26 protein-coding genes and 1 other annotated feature are annotated in these 25,171 nt (G+C 46.1%); of the genes, 22 read left to right on the top strand and 4 right to left on the bottom strand.

The genetic code is table 11. From position 1 onward, the window contains the following. Window positions 1-9 precede the first annotated feature (9 nt). The gene (locus tag ACSQ2E_RS20730) at window positions 10-2,280 is read left to right on the top strand and encodes a helicase C-terminal domain-containing protein (RefSeq protein WP_435993762.1); all 2,271 of its coding nucleotides are present in this window, start codon (window positions 10-12) and stop codon (window positions 2,278-2,280) included. Between the two features lie 32 nt (window positions 2,281-2,312). On the opposite strand, the gene ACSQ2E_RS20725 is transcribed toward ACSQ2E_RS20730, so the two are convergent. Next, the gene (locus ACSQ2E_RS20725) at window positions 2,313-2,750 is read right to left on the bottom strand and encodes a ferritin-like domain-containing protein (RefSeq protein WP_060671539.1); all 438 of its coding nucleotides are present in this window, start codon (window positions 2,748-2,750) and stop codon (window positions 2,313-2,315) included. A 149-nt stretch (window positions 2,751-2,899) separates the two neighbouring features. Here ACSQ2E_RS20725 and ACSQ2E_RS20720 point away from each other — a divergent pair, with 149 nt between their 5' ends. After that, window positions 2,900-3,055 carry a hypothetical protein gene (locus ACSQ2E_RS20720; RefSeq protein WP_200908417.1) on the top strand — a complete coding sequence of 52 codons (156 nt, stop codon included), beginning with the start codon at window positions 2,900-2,902 and terminating at the stop codon, window positions 3,053-3,055. A gap of 61 nt (window positions 3,056-3,116) precedes the next feature. Further along, window positions 3,117-3,356 (top strand): YkuS family protein, encoded by a 240-nt coding sequence (locus tag ACSQ2E_RS20715; RefSeq protein ID WP_060671538.1) that lies wholly within the window; start codon window positions 3,117-3,119, stop codon window positions 3,354-3,356. 92 nt (window positions 3,357-3,448) lie between these two features. Here ACSQ2E_RS20715 and ACSQ2E_RS20710 read toward each other — a convergent pair whose 3' ends face one another. Continuing rightward, the gene (locus ACSQ2E_RS20710; RefSeq protein WP_435993759.1) at window positions 3,449-4,411 is read right to left on the bottom strand and encodes a S8 family peptidase; all 963 of its coding nucleotides are present in this window, start codon (window positions 4,409-4,411) and stop codon (window positions 3,449-3,451) included. Window positions 4,412-4,767: 356 nt separating this feature from the next. On the opposite strand from ACSQ2E_RS20710, the gene ACSQ2E_RS20705 reads away from it, so the two are divergent. After that, the gene (locus ACSQ2E_RS20705) at window positions 4,768-5,289 is read left to right on the top strand and encodes a superoxide dismutase family protein (protein ID WP_435993757.1); all 522 of its coding nucleotides are present in this window, start codon (window positions 4,768-4,770) and stop codon (window positions 5,287-5,289) included. A 53-nt stretch (window positions 5,290-5,342) separates the two neighbouring features. On the opposite strand, the gene ACSQ2E_RS20700 is transcribed toward ACSQ2E_RS20705, so the two are convergent. Next, the gene (locus ACSQ2E_RS20700; RefSeq protein ID WP_435993755.1) at window positions 5,343-6,686 is read right to left on the bottom strand and encodes a sodium-dependent transporter; all 1,344 of its coding nucleotides are present in this window, start codon (window positions 6,684-6,686) and stop codon (window positions 5,343-5,345) included. Between the two features lie 74 nt (window positions 6,687-6,760). Beyond that, window positions 6,761-6,970, bottom strand: a binding site (T-box leader). A gap of 101 nt (window positions 6,971-7,071) precedes the next feature. Here ACSQ2E_RS20700 and ACSQ2E_RS20695 point away from each other — a divergent pair. The 3 genes from ACSQ2E_RS20695 to ACSQ2E_RS20685 all read left to right on the top strand — a co-directional run bounded on the left by ACSQ2E_RS20695 (window position 7,072) and on the right by ACSQ2E_RS20685 (window position 10,073). Beyond that, the gene (locus ACSQ2E_RS20695) at window positions 7,072-7,263 is read left to right on the top strand and encodes a hypothetical protein (RefSeq protein ID WP_435993753.1); all 192 of its coding nucleotides are present in this window, start codon (window positions 7,072-7,074) and stop codon (window positions 7,261-7,263) included. 34 nt (window positions 7,264-7,297) lie between these two features. Next, the gene (locus tag ACSQ2E_RS20690) at window positions 7,298-8,413 is read left to right on the top strand and encodes an NAD(P)/FAD-dependent oxidoreductase (RefSeq protein ID WP_435993751.1); all 1,116 of its coding nucleotides are present in this window, start codon (window positions 7,298-7,300) and stop codon (window positions 8,411-8,413) included. 103 nt (window positions 8,414-8,516) lie between these two features. Then, complete coding sequence (locus ACSQ2E_RS20685; protein WP_435993749.1) at window positions 8,517-10,073, top strand: ABC-F family ATP-binding cassette domain-containing protein; 1,557 nt, start codon at window positions 8,517-8,519, stop codon at window positions 10,071-10,073. Window positions 10,074-10,527: 454 nt separating this feature from the next. Here ACSQ2E_RS20685 and ACSQ2E_RS20680 read toward each other — a convergent pair whose 3' ends face one another. Beyond that, a complete protein-coding gene (locus ACSQ2E_RS20680) occupies window positions 10,528-11,436 on the bottom strand; it encodes a DUF899 family protein (RefSeq protein WP_435993747.1) in 909 nt (302 codons plus the stop codon). A 252-nt stretch (window positions 11,437-11,688) separates the two neighbouring features. Between ACSQ2E_RS20680 and ACSQ2E_RS20675 the strand changes: the two genes are divergently transcribed. From ACSQ2E_RS20675 to ACSQ2E_RS20605, 15 genes are all read left to right on the top strand, one after another. Beyond that, window positions 11,689-13,014, top strand: coding sequence for a phenylacetate--CoA ligase family protein (locus ACSQ2E_RS20675; RefSeq protein ID WP_435993745.1), 1,326 nt, complete (start codon window positions 11,689-11,691; stop codon window positions 13,012-13,014). Between the two features lie 73 nt (window positions 13,015-13,087). Beyond that, window positions 13,088-14,056, top strand: coding sequence for a 1,2-phenylacetyl-CoA epoxidase subunit PaaA (gene paaA, locus ACSQ2E_RS20670; RefSeq protein ID WP_435993743.1), 969 nt, complete (start codon window positions 13,088-13,090; stop codon window positions 14,054-14,056). Window positions 14,057-14,072: 16 nt separating this feature from the next. Further along, window positions 14,073-14,429 (top strand): 1,2-phenylacetyl-CoA epoxidase subunit PaaB, encoded by a 357-nt coding sequence (paaB, locus tag ACSQ2E_RS20665; RefSeq protein ID WP_034760966.1) that lies wholly within the window; start codon window positions 14,073-14,075, stop codon window positions 14,427-14,429. Next, window positions 14,426-15,244, top strand: a complete 819-nt coding sequence (gene paaC, locus ACSQ2E_RS20660) for a 1,2-phenylacetyl-CoA epoxidase subunit PaaC (protein ID WP_435993740.1) — start codon at window positions 14,426-14,428, stop codon at window positions 15,242-15,244. Before paaB ends, paaC begins: the two co-directional genes overlap by 4 nt. Window positions 15,245-15,257: 13 nt before the next feature. Further along, a complete protein-coding gene (gene paaD / locus ACSQ2E_RS20655) occupies window positions 15,258-15,737 on the top strand; it encodes a 1,2-phenylacetyl-CoA epoxidase subunit PaaD (RefSeq protein ID WP_435993738.1) in 480 nt (159 codons plus the stop codon). Between the two features lie 42 nt (window positions 15,738-15,779). Continuing rightward, window positions 15,780-16,088, top strand: coding sequence for an EthD family reductase (locus ACSQ2E_RS20650; protein WP_435993736.1), 309 nt, complete (start codon window positions 15,780-15,782; stop codon window positions 16,086-16,088). After that, entirely contained in the window at window positions 16,081-16,860 is a 780-nt protein-coding gene (locus ACSQ2E_RS20645; protein WP_435993734.1) for an enoyl-CoA hydratase/isomerase family protein, read from the top strand. Before ACSQ2E_RS20650 ends, ACSQ2E_RS20645 begins: the two co-directional genes overlap by 8 nt. Window positions 16,861-16,872: 12 nt before the next feature. Then, window positions 16,873-17,646 carry an enoyl-CoA hydratase-related protein gene (locus tag ACSQ2E_RS20640; protein ID WP_435993732.1) on the top strand — a complete coding sequence of 258 codons (774 nt, stop codon included), beginning with the start codon at window positions 16,873-16,875 and terminating at the stop codon, window positions 17,644-17,646. A gap of 24 nt (window positions 17,647-17,670) precedes the next feature. Next, window positions 17,671-19,188, top strand: a complete 1,518-nt coding sequence (locus tag ACSQ2E_RS20635; RefSeq protein WP_435993730.1) for an aldehyde dehydrogenase family protein — start codon at window positions 17,671-17,673, stop codon at window positions 19,186-19,188. Window positions 19,189-19,258: 70 nt separating this feature from the next. Then, a complete protein-coding gene (locus tag ACSQ2E_RS20630) occupies window positions 19,259-20,134 on the top strand; it encodes a 3-hydroxyacyl-CoA dehydrogenase (protein WP_435993728.1) in 876 nt (291 codons plus the stop codon). Further along, a complete protein-coding gene (locus ACSQ2E_RS20625) occupies window positions 20,131-21,336 on the top strand; it encodes a thiolase family protein (protein ID WP_435993726.1) in 1,206 nt (401 codons plus the stop codon). The genes ACSQ2E_RS20630 and ACSQ2E_RS20625 overlap by 4 nt, the downstream gene beginning before the upstream one ends. Before the next feature lie 74 nt (window positions 21,337-21,410). Next, on the top strand, window positions 21,411-21,632 hold the full coding sequence (locus ACSQ2E_RS20620) for a hypothetical protein (protein ID WP_435993724.1): 222 nt from the start codon (window positions 21,411-21,413) through the stop codon (window positions 21,630-21,632). A 150-nt stretch (window positions 21,633-21,782) separates the two neighbouring features. After that, the gene (gene paaX, locus ACSQ2E_RS20615; protein WP_435993722.1) at window positions 21,783-22,658 is read left to right on the top strand and encodes a phenylacetic acid degradation operon negative regulatory protein PaaX; all 876 of its coding nucleotides are present in this window, start codon (window positions 21,783-21,785) and stop codon (window positions 22,656-22,658) included. Between the two features lie 127 nt (window positions 22,659-22,785). Beyond that, on the top strand, window positions 22,786-23,742 hold the full coding sequence (locus ACSQ2E_RS20610; RefSeq protein WP_435993720.1) for an NAD(P)H-dependent flavin oxidoreductase: 957 nt from the start codon (window positions 22,786-22,788) through the stop codon (window positions 23,740-23,742). Window positions 23,743-24,183: 441 nt separating this feature from the next. Continuing rightward, window positions 24,184-25,155: an ABC transporter substrate-binding protein gene (locus tag ACSQ2E_RS20605; RefSeq protein WP_435994671.1), complete on the top strand. Its 972-nt coding sequence runs from the start codon at window positions 24,184-24,186 to the stop codon at window positions 25,153-25,155. The last annotated feature ends 16 nt before the right edge of the window (window positions 25,156-25,171 follow it).

Genomic DNA, 25,171 nt, shown 5'->3' with positions numbered 1-25,171 from the left:
GAAACGTCCGTGAAGAAAACCATGAAGATATCGATCAGGGAGTTAGTGGAGTTTGTGTATAAGGAAGGAAGCATTGACCTGAGATTTCAGGCCCGCTCCTCTATGGTCACCGGCACAAGACTCCATCAGAAACTGCAGAAGCAATATAAAGAAGGCGATGAGAAGGAAGTCTTCCTGAAAGGGGAGCAAGCAGCCGGTGGTCTCGTATATCAACTCGAGGGTCGTTGTGATGGCATTCACTATGATGACGGAGAAGTGACCGTGGAGGAGATCAAATCGACGGCAAAAAATCTGGACTTGATTGAAGAAGGAAGCCGGGTTCACTGGGCTCAGGGTGAATGCTATGCATTCTTGTTGGCAAAAGAAAAGCTGCTCCCCCATGTGGCTGTCCAATTAACCTATATCGAGGTTGAATCAGAAAGAACGAAGTCATTCAAGCAAATCTACTCCATTGAAGAGCTTGAACGCATCGTGAATGAAACCCTGGTTGCTTACACACCGTTTGCTACCGTGATTCTGACAAATGAAGAAAACAAAATGAAAAGTGCCACGGATCTGATATTTCCGTATCCTTCTTACCGGAAAGGACAGAAAAAACTCGCGGGTGCGGTATATAAAACAGTAACCGAATCGAAATCCCTTTATGCCAATGCACCCACAGGAACGGGGAAAACAATTTCAACCCTGTTTCCTACCATAAAAGCAATAGCAGAAGGGAATAGCAAGTGGTTTTATGTGACGGCAAAAACGATCACCCGTACAGTGGCAGAAGAAGCGCTTCTTCTTCTGGAAAAAGAGGGTTTGGCACACAGGACGGTTACGATCACGGCGAAAGACAAGATCTGCTTCAAAGAAGAAACGATTTGTCAGAAGGAGTATTGCGAATTTGCAAACGGTTATTATGATCGCATTAACGGAGCGCTGATTGATATTTTGACCCAGGAAAGCATCATCACGCGCCCGATCCTCGAATCATACGCAAGAAAACACAAGGTGTGTCCTTTTGAATATTCCATCGACCTTGCCTACCTGGTGGACGGAGTCATCTGCGATTATAACTACATCTTCGACCCGAGGGTTTCCTTGAAAAGAATGAACGAAGAAAGTAAGAAAAAGACGAATCTGCTCATAGACGAGGCCCATAATCTTGTAGGCAGGGGAAGAGAAATGTATTCTGCCTCCCTGAAAAAGTCTGCTTTCTTACAAATCAAAAAGCTATACCCTGAACATGACGGATTGAGGCAGGGAATTACTGCAGTTAATAAGCAATTTCTGCGATTGAAAAAAGAAGACGGTGCTGACAACAGGGTTGAATTGGACGGTCAACTCGTTGAGTCGGTTGTAAGCTTCATTGAAATTGCTGAAAAGTGCCTGGGGGAAACGGGCAGGGAGTGGTCGGAGGGATTTATGCAATTGTATTTCGACAGCATCAGTTTTGTGCGAATTTCAAATCTCTACTCTGAGGAACATCGCTTTGTAATTGATAGAAGCTCCCATGAATTAGAAGTGAAACTTTATTGCATCGATCCATCGAAGCTTATTAAACAGGTTACACGTCCGTATCAATCATCGGTATTTTTCTCTGCTACACTGCACCCGTTTTCGTACTATTTTCAGCAGCTGGGCGGGAGTGAAGAAGATTATCGATTCCTGATTCCTTCCCCATTTGAGCACGACCAGTGGCAAGTAGGGATCCACCCGATTTCCACCCGATTAAGGGACAGGGATCGGACCCTTCCCATCATTACTCGTTCCATAGAGGAAACCTTCAATGGGTACAAAGGGAATTATCTCGTCTTCTTTTCTTCATACTCTTATATGCAGGAAGCGTATGACAGGATGAATAAGGAATCATTGGACGCTAGTGTCCTTATTCAGGAGCCGAATATGAGCGAGAGAGAAAGAGAAGAATTCCTTCAGGAGTTCCGGAGTGATAGAGAACATCCTGTTATCGGTCTTGCGGTCCTGGGAGGAATCTTCTCAGAAGGGATCGATTTGAAAGGAGATCGGTTAAAGGGTGTGATTGTGGTAGGAGTGGGGCTGCCCCAGCCTTCTGTGGAACAGGAAATCATCAAGGATTATTTTAATGGCAGGGGAATGGACGGGTATGATTATGCTTATGTGTATCCAGGGCTGAATAAAGTATTTCAATCAGGAGGAAGACTTATCCGTTCAGAAGAAGACAGGGGAGTCCTGAAGCTGATTGATGATCGGTATTTGACCCCTAAATACCGGGATTTATTGCTGGATGAATGGAAAGAGTATCGCATTATAACGTAAAAAAGACCGCTGTTTTCAGCGGTCTTTTATCATTAGTTAAAAGAAGGATCCTTTAACAGACGGTCAAATTCTTCAAGGTGATGAGTTTCATCGGCGATCATATCATCAAGCTTGATGCTGAGCTCAACAAGACCCAATTCTTCTGCTTGTTCTTTACGCTTCTTATAGCGCTCAATGGTATCTGCTTCGGCTTTACGGCCTTCTTCAAGCATTTCCTTCACATCATCCGTTTGTTTAACCGCAGCAGGCGTCGTTGTCGGCTGTCCACCCAACGTTTTAATCTTTTCGGCAAGGTATAAAGCGTGACCCTGCTCATCAGGAATTTCTTCTTCAAAGAAAGGTTTTAATATTTGACGATACAAGCCGCTCACGACAGCCGCGTAGTTAGTGTAAAGAATGACTGCCGCATATTCATTGGCTAAATCCTCATTTAATCCATCAATCAATTCATGTAATTTTGCTTCATCCATGTAAAATACCACCCTTTTCATTGTTGTTATAGAGACTATTTACCCGGACTGATGTGAAAATAAACATTCCGGAGGGAAACGAATGCCCTTCAAATATTTTGCCTGAAAATGGGGATTCTAATTCTATAAAAGTCAGAGGAGGGATGAGCATGTCTAAACAGGGCAGGAAGAGTATGGATCAAACTTCTGAACAGCTGGCGAAACAAAAGGCCAAAAACGATGTAGAATTTGCATCTGATACCCAAACGGGAAATGCAAAAGGACAAAGTCAGAAGAAAAGCGGCAGACAAGTAAATAAAAAATAATGGACGAATATCTTTTTCATCGAAAGAAAAACCTATATGTAGAACCAGGAGGTGTAAAGGCATGAGAATTGGTGTTGAACAATCCTTAACAAACGTTGTAGAAGCCTTACGGGCACAGGGGCATGAAGTAGTGGAGCTTAAGCAGGAATCAGATGCAAACGGATGTGACTGTTGTGTCGTGACAGGAATGGATACAGATGTAATGGGTATTCAAAATGTAGCGACTCAAGGTCCTGTCATCGAAGCAAGCGGACTGAGTGCAGATCAAATCTGCCAGGAAGTCGAAAGCAGACTGCAATAACTCCAACACAAAAAAGAACAGCCATTGATGGCTGTTCTTTTTTGTGTTGGTATATTAAAAAGCGTGATGCACGATTTTTAGATCCACATCCATCACCCAATCTGGGCAAGAGGTTGGTTTCTCAAGTGCTCGCGCAGGAGATCAGGAGCGGTTAAAAAGACCAGTCCGTTACCTTCCAGTGTTTTCGGGAAGCCGAGTGGTACTGTCCGCTTAATGAGCTGCGCATATACTTCACATTCAGAAAGTTTCCGGTCGAAGGATGCCTGTTCAAATTCTTTGATCAGGGCTAATGCTCCAGAGATGTGGGGAGCTGACATGGAGGTTCCGCTGAGCTTGGCATATTTTTCTCCCGGAATGGTCGATAGGATTTGTTCGCCGGGGGCCACTAAGTCAACTTCATTGTTGGAATTGGTAAAGTAGGAAGACTTTCTTTGAAGATCGATGGCGCCGACCGAAATGACTTCATTGTAGCAGGCGGGGTAGGAAAATTCATCAGTGCCGCTATTGGAGTCCCCCTCGTTCCCGGCAGCGCATACCACCAGAATATTGGCATCCACCGCTTTTTGGATGGCTTCGTGAAGTGGGTCATAGTCTGTAGGTCCCCCCAAAGACATGGAAATGATATCGACCTTTTGCTCGATGGCATAGAGAATACCATTCACGATCCAATCATACTGACCACTTCCACGGCTGCCGGCGAGAACTTTAATCACCAGTAAGTCAGCCATTGGAGCCACTCCGATGACCCCATCACCATTTTCGTTTGCGGCAATTGTTCCAGAGACATGGGTACCGTGTCCGCTGTAATCCGTCACATTATCTTCTGCACCTTCATCATCATCGGTGAAATTTCGGAATCCCTTCACCTTTCCCGTAAGGTCAGGGTGATTCATATCACATCCCGTATCAAGGATGGCGATGGTGATACCTTTCCCTTTATACCCATTTTTCCACATGCTGGGGGCTTGGATTAAATCAACGCCTTTAGGAATTTCATTTGCATCAACAATCATTTCGTCCATGAAATATGGAATTAACCTCATTTCACCTTGCATAGCAATCCCTCCTAAAATAGTGTTGAACACAGGAATAAAAATCAGAAGTTTCTGAAAATATAACATTTTTTGGACAAAATGAAAAGGGATAATAGTAATAGGAAAATAAAACCAACCATATTTTCGTCCGCCGTTGCATAAAGGGAGGATCAACCCCTCTTTAGAGGAGTGAGCAGGGAGATTGATCTTTTTGGGGGGATGAAATTTTAAACAAACGTTTGACTAACGATGCGAACCCTTGATAGTAATAGGGTCTTCGGGGTTAAACAAACGTTTGGTTAAAATAAATCTTCCAGGTTTTTCATCATGTCGCCCCGGGTTCCAACATAAAATAGGTGAAGAAAGGGGGCACAAGGATGAATTATTATCAATATGGCTATCCTGCCTATTCCTATTACCGAAATGCTCCGAATATGGCCTATGCTCACATTCAGGGAGGTCCACTCGCTCCAGGGCTTAAAGGATATGTGTTTTTTCGGGAAGTACAAAATGGTGTGGAAGTATTTGCCGAGGTGACAGGTTTACCATCCTATAAAGAAGGAAAGGGTGATCGAAAGCCGATTGGTCCCCATGGATTTCATCTCCATGAAAAAGGGGCATGTGAGATAGGGGATCCCAATGAACCCTTCACGTCTGCAGGAGGGCATTGGAATCCGACCAATCAGCCACATGGGAATCATGCAGGAGATTTTCCTGTTTTGTTTTCAAATGACGGCTACGCAAAAATGTCCTTTTTTACGAATAAATTTAATGTGAAAGATGTGATAGGGAAGGGTGTCATCATTCATCAAAACCCGGATGACTTCAGGTCCCAGCCTTCAGGGGATGCAGGGAAACGATTGGCGTGCGGAGTGATCATGGGGTATGGAGCACCATAAAGAAAAGGGTTGACCCCGTGTTGGGTCAACCCTTTTGCATGGAGCAGAAGGGATTAAAATACTCCCAGGACATCAAGCATGACGAATAGTATTAACACCGGCGCCACAAAGCGGATCAAGAAGAACCAGGTTTCAAATAATCCCCGTTTTAACCCGCTTCCCTGCTTTAATTCATCATATAAAGCTGTTTTTTTCATTTTCAGCGGTACAAAGAGAGCGATAAGCAATGATCCGATTGGAAGCAATACATTACTAACAGTAAAGTCGGCTAAATCAAATATGGTTTTGCCAAACAATGTGATATCACCAAGTACCCCGAAAGACAATGCCGATGGAATGCCGCAAACGAAGATGGCAAGACCGATGATCCACGACCATTTCGTACGCTTTCCGGGGTCCCCCTTCGAAATGACGGAAACGATGATCTCAAGCATCGAGAACGCAGAAGTCAATGCTGCGAATAAGAATAGCACAAGGAATGCAATGAAGAAGAGCATCCCGAAAGGAAGCTGACTGAACACGGTAGGCAGTACGTTGAATAGCAGCACCGGACCCGCGCCAGGCTCTAAATCAAAAGCAAAGACTGCCGGGAAAATCGCAAGTCCTGCCAGTAATACGATGAAGATATTCATCGCTACGATCGAAATGGCCGAACGTGGAAGACTCTGTGTCTTTGGAAGGTATGAGCTGTATGTCACCATCACCGATACCCCGACACTTAACGTGAAGAACGATTGACCCATCGCTTCTAAAATCGTCTGTGACGTTACTTTGGAAAAGTCGGGCTGGAGCAGGAATGTAACTCCTTCAACTGCCCCATCAAGGGTCACAGCGCGGACTACTAACAGAATGAAAAGAACAAATAATGCCGGCAACATAATTTTACTCGCGAGTTCAATCCCTTTTTCAATCCCCTTGGCCACCACGATGATGGTCATCAAGATGAAGAGAAGCTGAACGAATACACTTATCCCGGGATTTGAAATCGTTGCCCCGAACACTTCTGCGTATTGATCCGATGAAAGGCCGTTTAATTGTCCTGTAACAGCTTTGAATAAATAAACGACGATCCATCCCCCGATTACACTATAGAAGGACAGCAGGATGAAGGATGTGACCATCCCGAGTATCCCGACCCAGTGCCATTTGGTGCCGGGGGCGATCTTTCGGTACGAATCCACTGCGTTGCTTCCGGACGTACGTCCGATTGAGAATTCAGCCAGTAATAATGGAAGGCCGAGTAATAAAGTAAATAAAATAAAGATCAGGAAGAATGCTCCGCCTCCATTTTCACCGGCTATATAAGGGAATTTCCAGATGGCCCCCAATCCGATGGCAGACCCGGCTGCCGCTAAAATAAAGCCGATTTTCGATGACCACTGTTCACGCTGACTCATTCTCATTCTCCTTTCGGTTATTATTGACGTGTGAGGGTAATTTCTGACCAAATAAAAAAATCGCCCCTACATATCGTAGGGACGATTTGGATATCGCGGTACCACCCTAGTTATGAGAAAATTATTCTCATCACTCTTCACACATAACGGTCTTACCCGTCTTTTGATCTCGTCAAAAGAAGCTCCGGAATCGAAATTCGCTTCATCTTTGTACCGGTTCACACCAACCACCGGCTCTCTTAAACAGGGAAATGTCCGCTACTAGTTTCCTTCAAAGCTTATTCAATATTAGGTTATACAATTTTTATCATGAATCAAAACGACTTGTCAATCTATTTCAGGAAAAGTAGTGAGAATTGTCTGGAATTGATGGTGGTTTTTGGCTTTGTCAGGTGTGGAGATGATTGTGTACCTGGTCCATATAAGTGGGGATGTACCAGGTACAAAAAGGCTGAGACGTACCAGGTACAAAAAGGCTGAGGCGTACCAGGTACAAAAAGAGCAACTTGTACCTGGTACAAGCCGACCCCGCCCATTGAAACGTGCAGCCATTGAGTTCGCCCTTCTTCTCAAGTAAAATAAAGAAAAAATGGACTGAAAAGGTGTTTTACATGAAATCATTTATTATCATTGGCGCCGGCATTCTCGGGGCTTCCACGGCGTATCATCTTGCGAAAGCAGGAGCGGATGTCATAATCATTGATCGAAAGGACCCCGGACAGGCAACGGATGCAGCGGCAGGAATTGTCTGCCCGTGGCTGTCACAACGCAGGAATAAAGTGTGGTATCGCCTGGCAAAGGGTGGGGCGAAGTATTATCCGAGCATCATAGAACAGCTCGAAGCAGACGGCGAGACTGAAACAGGTTATAAACGGGTGGGGGCCATCAGTCTCCACACGGATGTGCATAAGCTCCATAAAATGATGGAGAGAGCGGAGAAACGCAGGGAGGATGCTCCGGAAATCGGAGAGCTGACCATGTTGACGGCAGAAGAAACAAGGCAGCGTTTTCCACTTCTTTCTGAGGAGTATCAGTCTGTTCATGTCAGTGGTGCAGCCAGGGTGGATGGAAGAGCGATGAGGAAGGCCCTTTTAAATGGAGCTGAAAAGCAAGGAGCAACACTGCGACAAGGGGATGCCAAGCTGTTAAACGAAGACAATCGGATTATTGATGTCAAAATAGGAGACGAAGTACTTCGGGCGGACGGAGTCATTGTGACGGCCGGGGCCTGGGCGAACGAACTCTTTCAACCTCTTGGAATCAATTTTCTTGTATCCTCCCAAAAAGCGCAGATTCTCCATCTGCAAGCAGGTGGGCAGGAGACCGCCGAATGGCCGGTCGTCATGCCACCTAATGATCAATACCTTCTTGCCTTCCCTGCAGGTAGAGTTGTGGCAGGGGCCACTCACGAAAATGATGTCGGTTTTGATCAACGGGTAACCGCTGGGGGGATGCACGAAATTCTTCACAAGGCTATGGACGTTGCACCGGGAATTGGTGACAGTGCAATCCTTGAGACGAGAGTCGGATTTCGCCCGTTCACACCTGGTTTCCTTCCCGTTTTTGGTGCCATGCCGGGATTGGATGGTGTATGGGTGGCCAATGGACTTGGGGCATCGGGTTTGACGGTGGGGCCATATCTTGGTTCGGAGCTTGCGAAACTTGCTCTCGGTGAACCCACAGAACTTGATCCTGCTGACTATGATGTAGCAGGGGCCGTCGAGTAAAAGAAGAAAAAGCCACCAGCTCATTTCCCTCTATCTTCTATAGGGAATGACCCTTATAATAGAGGGAGCGAAATTTAGTTTAGGAAGAAAAGGTGTTTACGATATGAGTTTATTGACAGTCAAAAACTTAACACACGGTTTCGGTGACCGTGCGATTTTTAACGATGTATCTTTCCGATTATTGAAGGGTGAACATATCGGCTTGATCGGTGCCAATGGAGAAGGAAAGTCTACCTTTATGAATATCATTACAGGAAAGCTTGAGCCTGATGAAGGGAAAGTGGAATGGGCGAAGCGTATCCGTATCGGGTACCTGGATCAGCATGCCCAGTTGAAGCAGGGCATGACGATCCGGGACGTCTTAAAAACTGCCTTCCAATACCTGTTTGATATGGAAACAGAAATGAATGAGCTTTTTGCCAAGATGGGGGAGGCTACCCCGGAAGAACTGGAAGAATTGCTGGAGGAAACCGGTACCCTTCAGGATGCGTTGACGAATAATGATTTCTATATCATTGATGCCAAGGTGGAAGAAATCGGCCGTGGCCTTGGGTTGGATGATATCGGATTGGATAAAGATGTCCACGATCTAAGTGGGGGACAACGGACGAAAGTATTATTGGCAAAGCTTTTACTAGAAAAGCCTGACATCCTATTACTCGATGAGCCTACCAACTATCTTGATGAGCAGCATATCAATTGGTTGAGACGCTATCTGCAGGAATATGAAAATGCATTTATTCTGATCTCTCATGATATCCCGTTCTTAAATAGTGTCATCAATCTGATCTATCATATGGAAAATCAGGAATTGAATCGCTATGCAGGGGACTATCATGAATTCAAACGGGTCCATGAAATGAAGAAACAGCAGCTTGAGTCGGCTTTCAAGAGACAACAGCAGGAAATCTCGGAGTTGAAGGATTTCGTGGCCCGCAATAAGGCCCGGGTATCCACCCGTAACATGGCCATGTCCCGTCAGAAAAAGCTTGATAAGATGGATGTAATCGAACTGGCTGCGGAAAAGCCGAAGCCTGAGTTTCATTTTAAACAAGCGAGAACCGCCGGCAGGCTCATCTTTGAAACGAAGGATCTTGTGATCGGGTACGATGAACCGTTATCAAAACCGCTCAACCTGAAGATGGAGCGTGGTCAGAAGATTGCTCTGTCAGGAGCCAACGGAATCGGGAAGACGACTCTATTGCGGAGCATCCTCGGGGAAATCAAACCGATTTCCGGTTCAGTGGAGCTTGGTGATTATCTTCATATCGGTTATTTTGAACAGGAAATCAAGACAAAAAATAGTAACACATGCATTGAAGAAGTGTGGAACGAGTTCCCATCCCTTAACCAGGCGGAAGTTCGCTCGGCCCTGGCTAAATGCGGATTGACGACGAAGCATATCGAAAGCAAGGTAGAAGTGCTGAGCGGCGGGGAAAAGGCAAAGGTGCGACTATGTAAACTGATGAACAAAGAATCGAACGTTCTTGTTTTCGATGAACCGACCAATCACTTGGATGTTGAGGCTAAAGAAGAGTTGAAGCGGGCATTGATAGAATACAGAGGCACCGTGCTCTTAATCAGCCACGAACCTGACTTCTATCAGGATGTAGCGACGGAAGTATGGAACTGTGAAGACTGGACAACCAAATTGTTTTAATAAAAAGCCGATTCCCTCAAATAACTAAACCGTACCGTTTTGAGGTGCTTTTCATCAATGGTATATAAAAAAGTAGAACTCGCCGCAGGAATTTTTGGCGAGTTTCTTTATTAGGAAGGCAAAAACCTTATGTATTTACTTGTGATACGGTTCATTAAGATTTCTTGCCCTACCAGAGAGAGTATAATAAGCGGAGATTTTCCGGTTACGTTTAGAATGGAACTTGTTTTGGGGATGAATAAGCGGAATTTTTCCGCTAATGCACAGAAAAATCTCCCATATTTCTATGTTTTGAGTAAATAGGCGGAGTGGCCCTGTCGGTTGGAAACTGGAAGATTAAACGTGATAAAGAATTACAGGAAGAAGCTGAGAAGGAAGAGACAATCCTTAAACCGGCTACTGAATAGTATGGAAAAAGCCTGCCTTGGAGGAATTCATGGCAGGCTTTTTTTATTTAATTGGTTTTTCGGACCTCATACAAATGAAACGACAATCCAAATGGATCAGATATCATTTCACTTGTTGAATGATAGACGTGATCTACCCTGCAGCCGCTGTCCAGGAGCTTTTGCTTGCTTCTATCAAAATCATCCACAGCGAACTCGAAATGCACGGTGTTATGATCACTATCTTCAATGAAGAAATTCCGACCATTCATCGAGAACTTTGTTTCCTTTTGTCCCTGCTCTTCAACCTTCATTCCAATGATATTCGTGTAAAATTGAATCGCTTCATGGTAATGCTTCACTCCAACTGCAACATTATGAGTGAGCTGAAAGGATGAACGAAGGTTATGCTTCAACTGAGGGACAAAATCTTCAGATGGAGCATGTAATAAATCCAGTAAAGAATAAATGACGCAATATTCGTCTCCGGGCCCGAAGTAAGCAGAGCTGCAATGATAAATCATACCTTCTTCACCTTTTTTGAAAGTGGATACTCCAGGCATGGAGGTTTTCTCATTTTTAAACCCGAGGTCTTGTGAAAAAGTGTTTCCTTTCGATGATACAAGTGGAAAGGACCACCCTTTTGAAGCTGCAAAGTCTTCTTGAACGGCCGGGTCGTCTGGAGAGGATAGAACAAATTCACAACGACTTAACAAATGATGATACACCCCATTAAAGCCATCCCCCCACATGGAACAATAGCGACATTTCCTCCCCATATTATGGATGATAATAAGTTCATCCTTGTCTTTGAAAAGTTCCTCCAGTGTAACGGTCTGTTGATCAGTTGTTAAAAAGAGGTAGTTTTCAACCTTTTGCGGAGCTTGTTCTTTGCGTAGCTGTGCAAGCTGCCTTTTCTTTTCCATGATTTCCAACTCTAATGCCTGTATTTCCTTCGTTCCTTCAAATGTGGTCATTTTATTGCCTCCTAATTAGAACTTGTCATATGTAAGATTCTGTATTGGAGTGAGATGTCCTTCTTTTCAGGAGATGATCGTATCTTATCTGGTCGTCAACGAATGTACTTTAATTAAATTTTCTGAAAATATATTGACAATTTTCAGAAGACACGTTATCTTTTGAGTAGTTAAATATAACACATATTTTTATAAACGAATTAATAACGTTATATAAATATATTTTTACATCATATCAGGGAGGCCGATACATTGATTTTGCATGAGATTGAAACCGCCGGTCGATCGCAAATGGAGCGCCTTCAACTAGAGAGACTGCAACATGTTGCTTCAGTCGTTTATGAGAAAGTTCCCTTTTACCGGGAGCAGTTTGAGAGAAGGAGCATCAAGCCGGAAGATATAAAGTCTTTGGCGGACTTAAAAATGTTACCGCTTACAATCAAGAAGGACCTCCGGGATCATTATCCATTTGGCCTGTTTGCCGTAGAACGTGAGGAAATGGTCAGGGTTCATGCTTCAAGCGGTACGAGTGGGAAGCCCACAGTCGTAGGTTATACCCAGAATGACATTGATATGTGGGGCGGAATCGTTGCGCGGGCAATCAGCATGGCAGGCGGGAAACCGGGAGATGTCCTGCATAACGCATATGGATATGGTTTATTTACCGGGGGCCTTGGCCTTCATTATGGGAGTGAGAAGCTCGGGATGATCACGGTTCCGGTGTCAGGAGGGAACATGTCCAGGCAGATCACATTATTGGAAGACTTCAAGCCGTCCATCATATGCGGTACGCCTTCTTACGTTCTCAATTTAGCTGAATCCATGGAGGCACAAGGAAAGGATCCGGCTTCCCTTTCTGTGAAATATGGAATCTTCGGGGCTGAGCCATGGTCGGATTCGATGAGGAAGACGTTGGAGCTGAAGATGGATATTAAAGCATGTGATATCTACGGTTTAAGTGAAGTCATTGGACCAGGGGTTGCCATGGAATGTCATGAAGCACGGGACGGCCTTCATATTGCAGAGGATCACTTCCTCGTTGAAGTCATTAACCCTGATACGTTAGAGACCTTGCCGGAAGGGGAAGTCGGGGAGCTTGTGTTTACAAGCTTAACGAAGGAAGCCTTTCCGATCATCCGGTACAGGACCGGCGATATCGCTTCGATTCAGCACGGAACATGCTCATGTGGACGAACAACGGTGAAGATGTCCAGGGTGAAAGGAAGAGTCGATGACATGCTCATCATCAGGGGAGTGAACGTGTTTCCATCCGAAATGGAGCATTTTCTGCTTCAGATAAATGACCTTGCACCACATTATCAAGTTCACTTGAAGAAAAAAGGGGCACTGGATTTGGTGGAGCTGCAGGTTGAGGTGACGGATAAATGTTTTAATGGGGTGTCGAACGACTTGCATCATGACCGTCTGAATGAATTGGAAAGAAAAGTGAAGGGCCTGATGAAGGATCGTTGCTACGTTTCCATGGATGTCAAAGTGAGAGCTCCCAGGGAAATACCCCGTTCGGAAGGAAAAGCCATCCGGATTGTTGATCTTAGGGGAGAAGCCATGCTTCAATAAATTTTTTTGAGAAAAATACCTATCACACGATTTCATCATAACGTGGTAATGGTGTAATAAAGGAGGGGCTGCAATGAGTGATATATTGACAAATCAACCATTGACGGAAGATGAGCGTATGGCTCATTTTATGAAAAAGATCGAAAATGACGAAAAAATCGAAGCCGATGACTGGATGCCGGATGAATATCGGAATGCGCTGATCAAGCTGATATCTATGCACGGCATAAGTGAAATCATGGGTGCACTCCCTGAGAAGGAGTGGGTCCCGAAAGCACCTACCCTCAGAAGAAAACTGGGGATCATGGCAAAGGTTCAGGACGAGATGGGGCACGGACAGCTTTTGCTTCGTGTAGCGGAAGATTTGATGAAGCCTTATGGGAAAACGAGAGAGCATATCATGAGGGATTTGTTTTCTGGAGATTTGAAGTTTCATAACGTCTTTCATATGGAGGCACCGACCTGGGGAGACGCGGGGTTGATCGGCTGGCTCGTGGACGGGGCGGCAATCATTACACAAACGAATATGCTTCATGCTTCCTATGGACCATACGCCAGGGCGCTGAAGAGAATTTGTGCCGAGGAAGTATTCCATGCACAGCATGGTGAGGCAATCATCATGGCATTAGCAGAAGGTACACCGGATCAGAAAGCGTTGGTCCAGGATGCGGTGGACCGTTGGTGGGAATCGCTTCTGATGTTCTTTGGACCTGGGGACGCGAAGACAACGGGATCTTCCAAGCAGGATATTACCATCAAGTACAACATCCGCACGAAAACCAATGAACAGCTTCGTCAGGACTTTTTTACAAAATATGTTCCTAGAATGCTGTCATTGGGTCTGACGCTCCCGGATGAAACGATGTACTTTGATGAAGAACAGGACTTATGGATCTATAAGCAGCCCGACTGGAGCCGCTTTAAGGAAATTATTCGCAACAAAGGGCCAAAATCGAAGGACCGCCTCCGTTTAAGGGAATTATCCTACGATAACAATGCGTGGGTCCGGGAAGCGTTAAGCCCAGGTGACCGAGTAAGTTAGAAGGGAATGAGAAGAGATGTCAGACAAGGGTCAGAACTTTTATCAGGAATTTGAAGTGTTCAGTAAACGGTCGGACGGGGCACAGATGCAGCATCAGTTCAGTCTGCTGGCTCCCAACCATGAGCTTGCCATGGTAATGGCTCAAGAGAATTTCATGAGAAGAGAGCCTGTTTCGGATATATGGGTCGTGAAACGGTCGGATGTACGGATGATGACCCCCGAAGAAAGGGAGAGCGTCTCCCGTCTTGATAATAAAGATTACCGTAACGCCAAGGGCTACGGCTATTTGAAAAAGAAGTGGAGACAGTACGAACAGGAAATGCTTGATGAGAAAGAAATCATGTCATGGGGAGAGTTGGTGAAGAAGAAATGAACGTGAAAAGTCCACAGGACATTCCGAATGCAGATTACAAGGAAGCCCTCCTGAGCCTCTTATATCAGCTGGCTGATGACGATTTCATCCTTGCTTACCGGGGATCTGAATGGCTGGGGCTCGCTCCCCATATCGAAGAAGATGTCGCGTTTTCTTCCATCAACCAGGACACAATGGGGCATGCGACCATGTTTTATCAGCTACTTGAAGCGTTGGGAGAAGGGGATCAGGACCATCTCGCCCATGGTCGGAAAGCGTCAGAAAGAAGAAATGCCATTCTCCTTGAAGAAGTGAATGGACCCGGAAACTACATGGAGGAGCCACGCTATGATTGGGCCTTTGCTGTTGTACGGCATTATTTTTACAGTGTGGCAAAAAAAGTGCGGATCGATGCGCTTAAGAATTCTTCCTATGAACCACTTGCCGAGATGGCCGTCAAGATCAACACAGAATTGTACTACCACCTGCTTCACTGGAAAACCTGGTTCATACAGTTGATGAATGCAGGCGGAGAAGCAAGGGAGCGTATGAATAAGGCAACGGAAAGAGTACTGGAAGAATTCGCGGGAGTCCTGACCCTGGGGCCAAGGGGGAAAGAAATGTCCCTTATGGCTTTGATCGAAGGGGAAGAAAGTTTAACAAAACGTTGGGAACTCGCGCTCGAGCCGGTCTTCAGGTCCTGTCAGCTTTCCTTTCCACCGACTGTAGGCATGAAAAAGGGGAATGGACGCTTAGGTGAACACACCCCTGAACTGGATACGGCACTTTCGACCTTGAGCGAAGTCTATCAAACAAATCCGGCTGCAAGCTGGTAAAGGATGAAGGAAAATGACTGCTACCGTTTTAGATGTTCTTCAAACTGTGAAAGATCCTGAAATCGATTCCATCAGCATTGTGGATCTCGGAATGGTCAATCGCGTCGATCAACAGGAAGAAACCCTTGTAATCGAGCTTCTTCCCACTTTTGTAGGCTGTCCGGCACTGGACATCATTAAAGGCAATGTCGAGAAGGCGTGCAGAGAACAACTGGACGTAGGGTCCGTACAGGTGGAGTTCGTCTATTCTCCGCCCTGGACATCGGATCGACTGACAGTGAATGGACGGGAGCGGCTGAAGGAATTCGGCATCGCGCCGCCGCCGGAACATTTTACAGGGGAAGAAGATTGGGAGATTCACTGCCCGTACTGTGATTCCCCCTATACCTCCATGGAGAACCTGTTCGGGCCGACCGCCTGCAGAAGCATCCTCTACTGCAAACAGTGCCGGAACCCGTTCGAAGCCATGAAACCTATATCCACGATGATGTGAAAAATCTAGTAAACTACTGAAAATCAAAGGAGAGATTCCATTATGGTAAAACTAATCGCGTTATATAAGCACCCTGAAAACAAAGAGAAATTCGATGAGCACTACTTCAATACCCACGGTCCGATCACAGCGAAGATCCCTGGATTGAAGAAGATGGATGTCACTCGTATCGTCGGATCACCGATGGGCGGGGAAGGCAAATATTATTTAATGTGCGAAATGTATTATGACAGTCATGAAACACTGAAGGCAGCCATGAAATCCGATGAAGGAAGAGCTTCAGGGAAGGACCTTATGGGCTTCGCAGCAGAACTTGTCACACTTATGATCGGCGAAGAAGTGAATGAATAAAGAGTACGAATATATCGTAGTGAGCGAGAGGGACGGACTTGGTTTTGTAGAACTGAACAGACCGAAAGTCCTCAACGCCATCAATCGTCCTATGGTATCGGAATTGGTCCATGCTTTCGAAGCATTGGACCGGAACGACAATGTGAAAGTGATAGTGTTATCCGGCAGGGGGAGGGCGTTCGCTGCAGGAGCCGACATCGATGAAATGGCAGAGGACGGTGCCATTGATCTGGAGCTCTTGAATCAATTCACCGAATGGGACCGTCTGGCCTGGATCAAGAAGCCGATCATCGGAGCGGTCCAGGGGTTTGCGTTAGGAGGGGGATTTGAACTTGCCCTGTGCTGTGACCTTTTGTTCGCGGCGGAGGATGCAAGCCTCGGTTTTCCCGAAGTGAATCTCGGGGTCATGGCGGGAGCAGGCGGGACGCAAAGGCTCACGAAGCTGATTGGGAAATCCCGTGCTATGGAATGGCTGTTATCGGGAGACATGTTTACAGCCTCCCAAGCACTCGAATGGGGAGTTATCAACCGGACGATCCCGAGAGAGCTATTAATAGAAGAAACAGAGAAATTTGCGAGGAAACTGGCTGCCAAGCCCCCGCTTTCCCTTCGCTTGATCAAGGAGTCTGTACATAAAGCCGTGGATTCCTCGATTTATGAAGGAATGCAGTATGAGCGCAAGAACTTCTATCTGCTTTTTGCCTCTGAAGATCAGAAAGAAGGCATGAAGGCTTTTGTAGAAAAAAGGAAACCTCATTTTAAAGGGAAGTAAGGAGGCTGCAGTATGTTTGAAACGATTACCTATGAAGTGAAAAATAACGTAGCCTGGATCACCCTGAACCGACCGGATAAATTGAATGCCTTTATCCGCCAACTCAATCTGGAAATCCAGAAGGCTGTGAAGGACTCTTCGCGAAATGAAGACGTGAGGGCCATCGTCATCACGGGGGAAGGCAGGGCATTTTGCTCGGGGCAGGATCTGAGTGAGGTGGATGAAGATATGGATCACGGAGAAGTGCTGCGACATAACTATGGACCGATGGTGAAGGAAATCGAGCAGTGTGAAAAACCTGTCATCGCCGCAGTCAATGGAGTGGCTGCAGGGGCGGGATTCAGTCTGGCACTTGCATGTGATTTCAGGATCGTGTCAGAGAAAGCGAGTTTTGTTCAAGCATTTGTCCACGTTGGATTGGTCCCTGATTCAGGAAATCTGTATTACTTATCAAAGATTGTCGGATATGCGAAAGCACTGGAGCTTGCTGTATTTGGTGAGAAGATCAAAGCAACTGATGCTGAAAAACTTGGCCTCGTCACGAAAATCGTACCGGTTGATGAGTGGCAGGAAGAGACGACTGCGTTCGCAGAAAGAATCGCCTCCATGCCGACAAAGGCAATCGGCTTGATGAAGCGCTTATTGAAGGGAAGCGGAGAGCTTTCCTTCAACGAATACTTAGAAAAAGAGGCTTGTGCCCAGAGGATTGCAGGACAGACAGAAGATCACCGGGAAGGTGTGACAGCCTTCATGGAAAAGAGAAGACCAGCCTTTCACGGAAAATAAACCAACCTAAAAGGAGATGGAATTATGTCTACAGTAAAAGAACAGAGCTTTGAAGTCCTTGAAATGAAAAGAGAACATTATTCATTGGTGATCAATGGTCAGCGAATGGAAAGCACATCGGGAGAAACCTTTACGACGTATAACCCGGCAACTGGTGAAGCGATCGCCACCGTTTCACTGGCATCAACAGAAGATGCGGAAAAAGCGGTAGAGGCAGCAAGGAATGCATTCGACTTCGGAAAATGGAAAAAGTTCCCGATCAATAAACGTTCCCGTGTCCTCAATAAAATTGCAGGCATTATGAGATCCCGTTTCAATGAACTTGTATCTCTTGAAATCATGGACAGCGGGAAATCGTTATCTGCGGCACAAGGTCAAGTGATGCAGGCAATCGAAGACTTTGAATTCTATGCAGGCGCGATCGTGGGTCACCGCGGAACGGTCAATAACGTACCAGGTCAATTCACAAACGTTGCCGAGAAAGAACCGGTCGGTGTCTGCGCTCAGATCATCCCATGGAATTATCCACTGATGATGGCTGCATGGAAAATCGCCTCTGCCATTGCCGCAGGCTGTTCGGTTGTTGTGAAACCCGCGACTCTTACACCTCTGACTGCCATCGTCCTTGGGGAAATCTGCATTGAAGCAGGGGTTCCGGAAGGGGTCGTCAACATCATCCCGGGAGCTGGTTCTTCTGTGGGGAATTATCTAGTGGAGCATGAAAAGGTTGATAAAGTGGCTTTCACCGGCTCCACTCCGATCGGTAAAAACATCATGGGAAAAGCGTCCCAAACGTTAAAAAGGGTGACTCTAGAATTAGGCGGGAAATCTCCGAATATCGTGTTTGAGGACGCCGATGTGGATGCGGCCGTCGACGGTTCCCTGTTCGGAATCTTCTATAATACTGGGCAGTCTTGTGAAGCCCGTTCAAGATTATATGTCCATGAAGACATTTATGATGAGTTCATGGAGAAATTCGTTGAAAAAACGAAGAAGCTGAAGCTTGCAGATCCTCATGATAAAGGGACTCATATCGGGGCGATCATCAACCAGGGTCAGCTGGATACAATTGATGGATATGTTCAGTCTGCCAAAGAAGAAGGAGCAACGATCCTCGCCGGGGGAAGCACGGCCAAGGTGGAAGGCTTCGAAAATGGCTACTGGTATGAGCCGACAATCATCACTGATGTAAACCATGATATGAAGGTTGTAAAAGAAGAAATCTTCGGTCCTGTCGTGGTTGTCATGAAGTTCAAGGATGAAAAAGAAGCGATCAAACTGGCGAACGACAGTGAATATGGATTGGGTTCTGCCGTATGGACTCAAAACCATGGCCGTGCAACAAGAGTATCGAAAGCAATCCAGGCAGGAATCGTCATGGTGAATTGCCCGTTCTCTGCTTTCCCTGGTACTCCGTTCGGAGGCTACAAGCAGTCAGGGTTCGGCCGTGAGCTCTGTGTAGAAACGCTGGATCTGTATACAGAAACGAAGAGTATCATTTCGTACTTCGGAAACCGTCCGTTAAATCCATTTGGCGTATAAAAACCAGCATCAAGCAGGGGGGTTGTCCTATCAGGGTCAACCCCTTATTGCAAGAAAGGGGAAATAAAGTATGTCACAGCATATCGTGGTAGTGGGTTCCGGTGTGATGGGTAGAGGGATTGCCTATGTAAGTGCAACAGGAGGATTCAGGACCACTCTGGTTGATATTAAACAAGAGCAGCTGGATCATGCGAGAGAAGAGGTTGAGCTACTACTCCAGAAGGGGATCGAAAGAAACAAGCTCACTCAGCAGGAGTATGTAGAAGCAAAAGAACTGATGAGCTATTCAACGAATCTGTCCATTGCCGTAAGGGATGCCGATGTGGTCATCGAAGCCGTTCCGGAAAAAACAGACATCAAGCGTGGCGTGTTCGAGGTACTGGATGCACATGCTCCGGAGTATTGCCATCTGGCGACCAATACGTCCACCATGAGTCCGACTGAAATCGGCTCCTTTACGAAACGGCCGGATAAAGTGATTGCCATGCACTTTTTCAATCCTGTACATAAAATGCCGCTCGTCGAAATCGTGAGGGGATTGGAAACAAGTGATGAAACAGCGGAGGTCATCGGCCAGGTTGCCCGCCTGATGGGGAAAGAAACAGTGGTCATCAATGAATTCCCCGGGTTTGTTACAAGCAGGATCTCGGCACTCGTAGGGAATGAAGCTTTTTACATGCTTCAGGAAGGACTCGGGTCTCCTGAGGAAATCGATAAAGCGATCAAGCTCGGCCTTAATTACCCAATGGGTCCCTTTGAACTCGGTGATTTAGTCGGATTGGATACACGACTGAATAATTTAAAGTACCTTCACGAAAAGCTTGGGGAGAAGTACCGTCCGGCGCCATTGTTAGAGAAGTACGTAAAGGCAGGCCGCCTTGGCAGAAAAACAGGCAAAGGGATCTACGATTATTCAGAAACAAAGGAAAAGGAGCATCAGTCATGAGGGAAGTTGTCATTGTCGATGCCGTCCGGACCCCGATAGGAAGATATAAAGGATCGTTAAAAGAAGTGCGGCCCGATGACCTGGGAGCTCACGTCATTAAAGCCCTTATGGAAAGAAATCCCCTTGTCCCTGTCGATACGATTGAAGAAGTGGTACTGGGAAACGCCAACGGTGCCGGAGAGGATAACCGGAATGTCGCACGGATGTCAACTCTCCTTGCCGGTCTCCCCGTTGAAGTTGGTGCGACGACCATCAATCGTCTGTGCGGTTCTGGACTGGATGCTGTCAACTATGCAGCAAGGGCCATTTTAGCAGGAGAAGGGGAGGTCTTCATTGCAGGCGGTACCGAAAGCATGACGCGTGCCCCATATGTCATGGCAAAGCCTTCAAAAGAATTCCCGAGAGGCAATATGGAAATGTTCGATACGACGATCGGCTGGCGCTTCGTCAATTCCCGTCTGAAAGAAAGGTACGGAACCGATTCCATGCCGGAAACGGCTGAAAATGTGGCGAAGCAGTTCGGCATTTCACGTGAAGAACAGGATCACTTTGCCTATTGGAGCCAGGTGAAGGCGAAGCGAGCTATGGATGAAGAACGTTTTAAAGAAGAGATTGTACCGGTGGAGCTTCGTGATCGCAAAGGAAATGTCTCTACCTTTATGATGGATGAACACCCAAGACCCGACACCAATAGTGAGAAGCTCCAGAAACTGAAGCCCCTGTTCCAGGGAGGGACCGTGACTGCGGGGAATGCTTCCGGTGTGAATGATGGTGCGTCGGCCCTTCTTCTCATGAGCAGGGAAAGGGCGGATGAATTAGGCGTCATCCCCCTTGCCCGCTACGTGACATCAGCCACTGCGGGCCTGGAGCCTTCAGTCATGGGACTAGGGCCGATCTATGCCACACAGAAGGTCCTGAAGCGTTCCGGCCTCGCCCTTGATCAGATCGGCTTGGTGGAGCTGAATGAAGCCTTCGCGGCCCAGTCCCTCGCCTGCATCCGTGAACTTGGACTGAATGAAGAAATCGTCAACGTCAACGGGGGAGCCATTGCCTTCGGTCATCCGCTCGGAGCCAGTGGAGCCCGTATCCTCACCACCCTTCTATATGAAATGAAGAAGAGGAAGGTACGCTACGGCCTGTCTACCATGTGCATCGGAGTAGGTCAGGGAATCGCGACCCTCGTTGAAAATATAGAATCGTAAGTGCCCTGTTTTTGCAGGGCTTTTTGTGATTAAGAGGTTTCTTTTTTAGAAAGGATAGACGTGAGGTGATAAAGATGGAATTTGAGATCATGACAGTCGAAAGTGAGATCCCTTGTCTCGTCGTCGCAGATGAAGATAACGGCAGGTTTATGATCAGGAAGGCGGACACGAGCGGGGAGGTGTTCAACAGTCAGGAGGAGCTTGTACATTGGATCGAGGCAAATTGGTCCAAGGAGAAAGTCGTGAACACGTATGACTTTGTGAAGATGCTGGAAATGTTGAAGGTGTATCATTGAGGGACAGGCTCTTGGGGGAGCCTGATTTTTTATTTTATCATTTAGATCATGAATATTCATTTATTTTTCAGGAATTTTTATGCTATGATATTTACTAAACGTAAAATTAACGTCATAAATGAATGCGATAGGATAAAAGGAGAGGCAGCGATGAATACAAGATCAATGATCTTTACACTATACGGGGACTATATTCGCCATTATGGAAATAAAATTTGGATCGGCAGTTTGATTCGCCTGTTGAATGAATTTGGTCATAATGATCAGGCCGTCCGTGCCGCGATTTCCCGGATGAATAAGCAGGGATGGGTCCAGGCGGAGAAGCAGGGGAACAAAAGCTATTACTCCCTGACCGAACGAGGCGAGGTCCGCATGGAAGAAGCGGCAAACAGGATATTTAAGCTGAAGCCTGAGCAATGGGACGGTAAATGGAGGATCCTCATGTATTCCATTCCTGAAGAAATCAGGAGTATCCGTGATGAGCTGAGAAAAGAGCTGGTTTGGAGCGGATTTGGAACCTTATCGACGAGTACGTGGATTTCTCCCAACAACCTGGAGAAGCAGGTGCAATCCCTTTTCGATAAGTACGATATTAAAGAGTACGTCGATTTCTTCATCGCAGAACATAAAGGACCTAATGAAAATCAGCGGTTAATAGAAAAGAGCTGGGACCTGAACGAGATCAATGACCGCTACCAGGATTTCATTTCCCATTACAGTCAACAATATATGATTGATAAGAGTAAAATCAGTAAAGGGCAAATGAGCGACGCCGAATGTTTCGTGGAAAGGACGAAGCTCGTCCATGAATACCGGAAATTCCTCTTCGTCGATCCGGGCCTGCCGGAAGAACTCCTGCCTGAAAAATGGCTCGGAGCCCACGCAGCCACTCTGTTTGGAGAATACTACAAAGAACTCGCCGAACCGGCATCCCGTTTCTTTGAAAGTGTATTTGAAGACGGAAACGAACTGAAAAACAAAGACCTGAGCTATAACGTGATGACACATCCGTTATTGCTTGATTGAAAAAACCACCTGCCGGTTTGAATCTGCAGGTGGTTTTTTTTTTGAGGGACGGACCTCGAGAATTCGGGGAGGGACTTGTCGAATAATCCCAAAAAGTATAACATGAATTTAACGAAGGGGGATTATTATGAATAACCTAACGAACGTCTTACATATAACATATCCTATCATTCAAGGGGGAATGGGGAATATCAGTAACGCCCAGTTGACAGCGGCAATCTCTGAAGCCGGAGCCCTCGGTACAATCGGAGTCGGGACCATGGGCGTAGAGGAAGTGGAAGGGATCATCATTGAAACGAAAAAGAGAACCAGTAAACCTTTCGCCCTGAACATTCCGATTTCCATCACACCGCATTTGAAAGAAATGGTTCGCTTAGTGGTGACGCACGGGATACCGGTCGTTTCCTTATCAGCGGGAAATCCATCCCCGCTCATTCCTTATTTCCACGAACACAACGTAAAGGTAATCTGCGTCGTTGCTTCGAAAAAACAGGGAAAGAAAGCGGAAGATGCAGGAGCGGATGTAATCGTGGCGGAAGGGTATGAAGCTGCCGGGATCAACTCCAATTTGGAAACGACCACTCTGGCTCTTATTCCTCAACTCGTTGATACTGTAAAGATTCCGGTAGTGGCTGCAGGAGGGATCGGTGATGGACGGGGACTTGCTTCCATGCTTGCCCTTGGTGCGAGCGGAGTGCAAATGGGGACACGGTTCATCGCGACCAAGGAAGCTCCTTTTCATGACAACTATAAATCTACCCTGGTGGATGCAAAAGACGATAGCACGGTCATCGTAGGACGTTCTGTCGGCAGGGTGAGACGGGTGATGAAAACCCCTTATGCAGATGGGCTGCTTCAAAAAGAGCGGGAGGGGGTCGCTCCTGATGAGTTCAACCACATGACATCCGAGGATTATCACCGGATTGGGGCACTTGAAGGAAAGCTGGATCAGGGCTTTATAAACGGTGGTCAGGTGTCGGGACTTGTAGAGGACATTCCGACGGTAGAGGAGCTTCTGGAAAGAATGATGAGCGATGCCCACAGGATTTTTAGAGAGCTTTCCAGTTATGGGATGCGATCTTAATAGATTGAGGTTTTCCTAAGCGCTTGCCCTTGCAGGGTGAGCGCTTTTTTTGATGGGGTTCACAGACAAAAACTATAGCACAAAACCATTATATAAGCCCAAACTGCAGTTTTTTCATCTCCGCGATTTACGACCTTATAATTTTTGGACAAAGAAAACGTAAAGTCATATCCACCCCACCGATCTCCATTCGACATAAATTTCCCGTCATTCCCTATGGATATTCCCCCCAAGACCGACTATACTAGTATTAATTTTTAAATTTTCCGAATATTATTGACTATTTTGTGACAGGAGTGATAATATAACGTTGTATTTACGTTCGTTCATATTTTTATCATACATGGATTTGCTAGTCTAGTAGACTACTGATCATATATCAGGAAGAGAAAAAGGGGGATTTCTGTGAAGAAGAAGAGTTTATTACTTGTTGTGATCTCTATGTTATTTGGAATGCTGGTTCTATCAGGATGTGGTAGTGATAAGAGTTCCGGCGATGGAGATGGTGAGAAGCAATATGTCATCGGGGTAACCCAGATTGTGGAACATCCATCATTGGATGCGGCATTTGAAGGTTTCAAGAAGGCTCTGGATGAAAACGGTTTCAAAGAAGGCGAAAACGTAAAGTATGATGTTCAAATCGCTCAAGGAGATCAAAGTAACTCACAAAGCATTGCGAAGAACTTTGTCGGGGACGGTGTAGACCTCATCTTTGCAAACTCAACCCCAAGTGCGCAAACTGCCCTGAATGCAACGAAAGACATACCAATCGTATTCACCTCTGTCACTGATCCTGTCGGTGCTGAACTCGTCAAGTCATTTGACGAGCCAGGTGAAAATATTACTGGTACGACGGATACTCATCCAGAAGCAATTTCAAAGACACTCCAATTCATTACGGATGAAATGAAAGCCAAGAAGATCGGGATTGTGTATAATTCCGGAGAGCAAAATGCTGTCGTTCAAGTAGATGAAGTGAATAAGCTTGCGAAGGAAAAAGGCGTGGAAGTGGTGGAAGCAACTGTTTCAACGTCTGCAGATGTTAAGCAAGCGACTGAATCCATGGTGGGAAGGGTCGATGCCCTCTACATCCCGAAAGATAACACAGTCGTTTCAGCCCTTGAGTCCGTCATCACGGTAGCGAATGAAAAGGATATTCCTCTTTTTGTTGGGGAACTCGATTCATTGGAAAAAGGAGCCATTGCAGCAAGTGGATTCAACTATGAAGACCTTGGTTACCAAACCGGGTTGATGGCGGTGAAGATTTTAAAAGGAGAGAAAAAACCTTCTGAACTCCCTGTACAGGCTCCGGAAAACTTCGAATTGATGTTCAATAAAGCGGCAGCTGAAGAACAAGGTGTGGAAGTACAGGAAGCCTGGTCAGACCTTGGGAAGTTTATTGAAGAAAAATAGAAAGGGATGATGATTC

The sequence above is a fragment of the Rossellomorea sp. LjRoot5 genome (assembly GCF_964253455.1).
Lineage (GTDB): Bacteria > Bacillota > Bacilli > Bacillales > Bacillaceae_B > Rossellomorea.
This window is presented reverse-complemented; position numbering and strand designations above follow the sequence as displayed.

Excerpts from the sequence above, each read along its gene's own strand:
- ACSQ2E_RS20725 (WP_060671539.1), bottom strand. The coding sequence starts at position 2,750 with ATGGATGAAGCAAAATTACATGAATTGATTGATGGATTAAATGAGGAT.
- ACSQ2E_RS20720 (WP_200908417.1), top strand. The coding sequence starts at position 2,900 with ATGTCTAAACAGGGCAGGAAGAGTATGGATCAAACTTCTGAACAGCTG.
- ACSQ2E_RS20715 (WP_060671538.1), top strand. The coding sequence starts at position 3,117 with ATGAGAATTGGTGTTGAACAATCCTTAACAAACGTTGTAGAAGCCTTA.
- ACSQ2E_RS20710 (WP_435993759.1), bottom strand. The coding sequence starts at position 4,411 with ATGCAAGGTGAAATGAGGTTAATTCCATATTTCATGGACGAAATGATT.
- ACSQ2E_RS20705 (WP_435993757.1), top strand. The coding sequence starts at position 4,768 with ATGAATTATTATCAATATGGCTATCCTGCCTATTCCTATTACCGAAAT.
- ACSQ2E_RS20700 (WP_435993755.1), bottom strand. The coding sequence starts at position 6,686 with ATGAGTCAGCGTGAACAGTGGTCATCGAAAATCGGCTTTATTTTAGCG.
- ACSQ2E_RS20690 (WP_435993751.1), top strand. The coding sequence starts at position 7,298 with ATGAAATCATTTATTATCATTGGCGCCGGCATTCTCGGGGCTTCCACG.
- ACSQ2E_RS20685 (WP_435993749.1), top strand. The coding sequence starts at position 8,517 with ATGAGTTTATTGACAGTCAAAAACTTAACACACGGTTTCGGTGACCGT.
- ACSQ2E_RS20680 (WP_435993747.1), bottom strand. The coding sequence starts at position 11,436 with ATGACCACATTTGAAGGAACGAAGGAAATACAGGCATTAGAGTTGGAA.
- paaA (WP_435993743.1), top strand. The coding sequence starts at position 13,088 with ATGAGTGATATATTGACAAATCAACCATTGACGGAAGATGAGCGTATG.
- paaB (WP_034760966.1), top strand. The coding sequence starts at position 14,073 with ATGTCAGACAAGGGTCAGAACTTTTATCAGGAATTTGAAGTGTTCAGT.
- paaC (WP_435993740.1), top strand. The coding sequence starts at position 14,426 with ATGAACGTGAAAAGTCCACAGGACATTCCGAATGCAGATTACAAGGAA.
- paaD (WP_435993738.1), top strand. The coding sequence starts at position 15,258 with ATGACTGCTACCGTTTTAGATGTTCTTCAAACTGTGAAAGATCCTGAA.
- ACSQ2E_RS20650 (WP_435993736.1), top strand. The coding sequence starts at position 15,780 with ATGGTAAAACTAATCGCGTTATATAAGCACCCTGAAAACAAAGAGAAA.
- ACSQ2E_RS20645 (WP_435993734.1), top strand. The coding sequence starts at position 16,081 with ATGAATAAAGAGTACGAATATATCGTAGTGAGCGAGAGGGACGGACTT.
- ACSQ2E_RS20640 (WP_435993732.1), top strand. The coding sequence starts at position 16,873 with ATGTTTGAAACGATTACCTATGAAGTGAAAAATAACGTAGCCTGGATC.
- ACSQ2E_RS20635 (WP_435993730.1), top strand. The coding sequence starts at position 17,671 with ATGTCTACAGTAAAAGAACAGAGCTTTGAAGTCCTTGAAATGAAAAGA.
- ACSQ2E_RS20630 (WP_435993728.1), top strand. The coding sequence starts at position 19,259 with ATGTCACAGCATATCGTGGTAGTGGGTTCCGGTGTGATGGGTAGAGGG.
- ACSQ2E_RS20625 (WP_435993726.1), top strand. The coding sequence starts at position 20,131 with ATGAGGGAAGTTGTCATTGTCGATGCCGTCCGGACCCCGATAGGAAGA.
- ACSQ2E_RS20620 (WP_435993724.1), top strand. The coding sequence starts at position 21,411 with ATGGAATTTGAGATCATGACAGTCGAAAGTGAGATCCCTTGTCTCGTC.
- paaX (WP_435993722.1), top strand. The coding sequence starts at position 21,783 with ATGAATACAAGATCAATGATCTTTACACTATACGGGGACTATATTCGC.
- ACSQ2E_RS20610 (WP_435993720.1), top strand. The coding sequence starts at position 22,786 with ATGAATAACCTAACGAACGTCTTACATATAACATATCCTATCATTCAA.
- ACSQ2E_RS20605 (WP_435994671.1), top strand. The coding sequence starts at position 24,184 with ATGTTATTTGGAATGCTGGTTCTATCAGGATGTGGTAGTGATAAGAGT.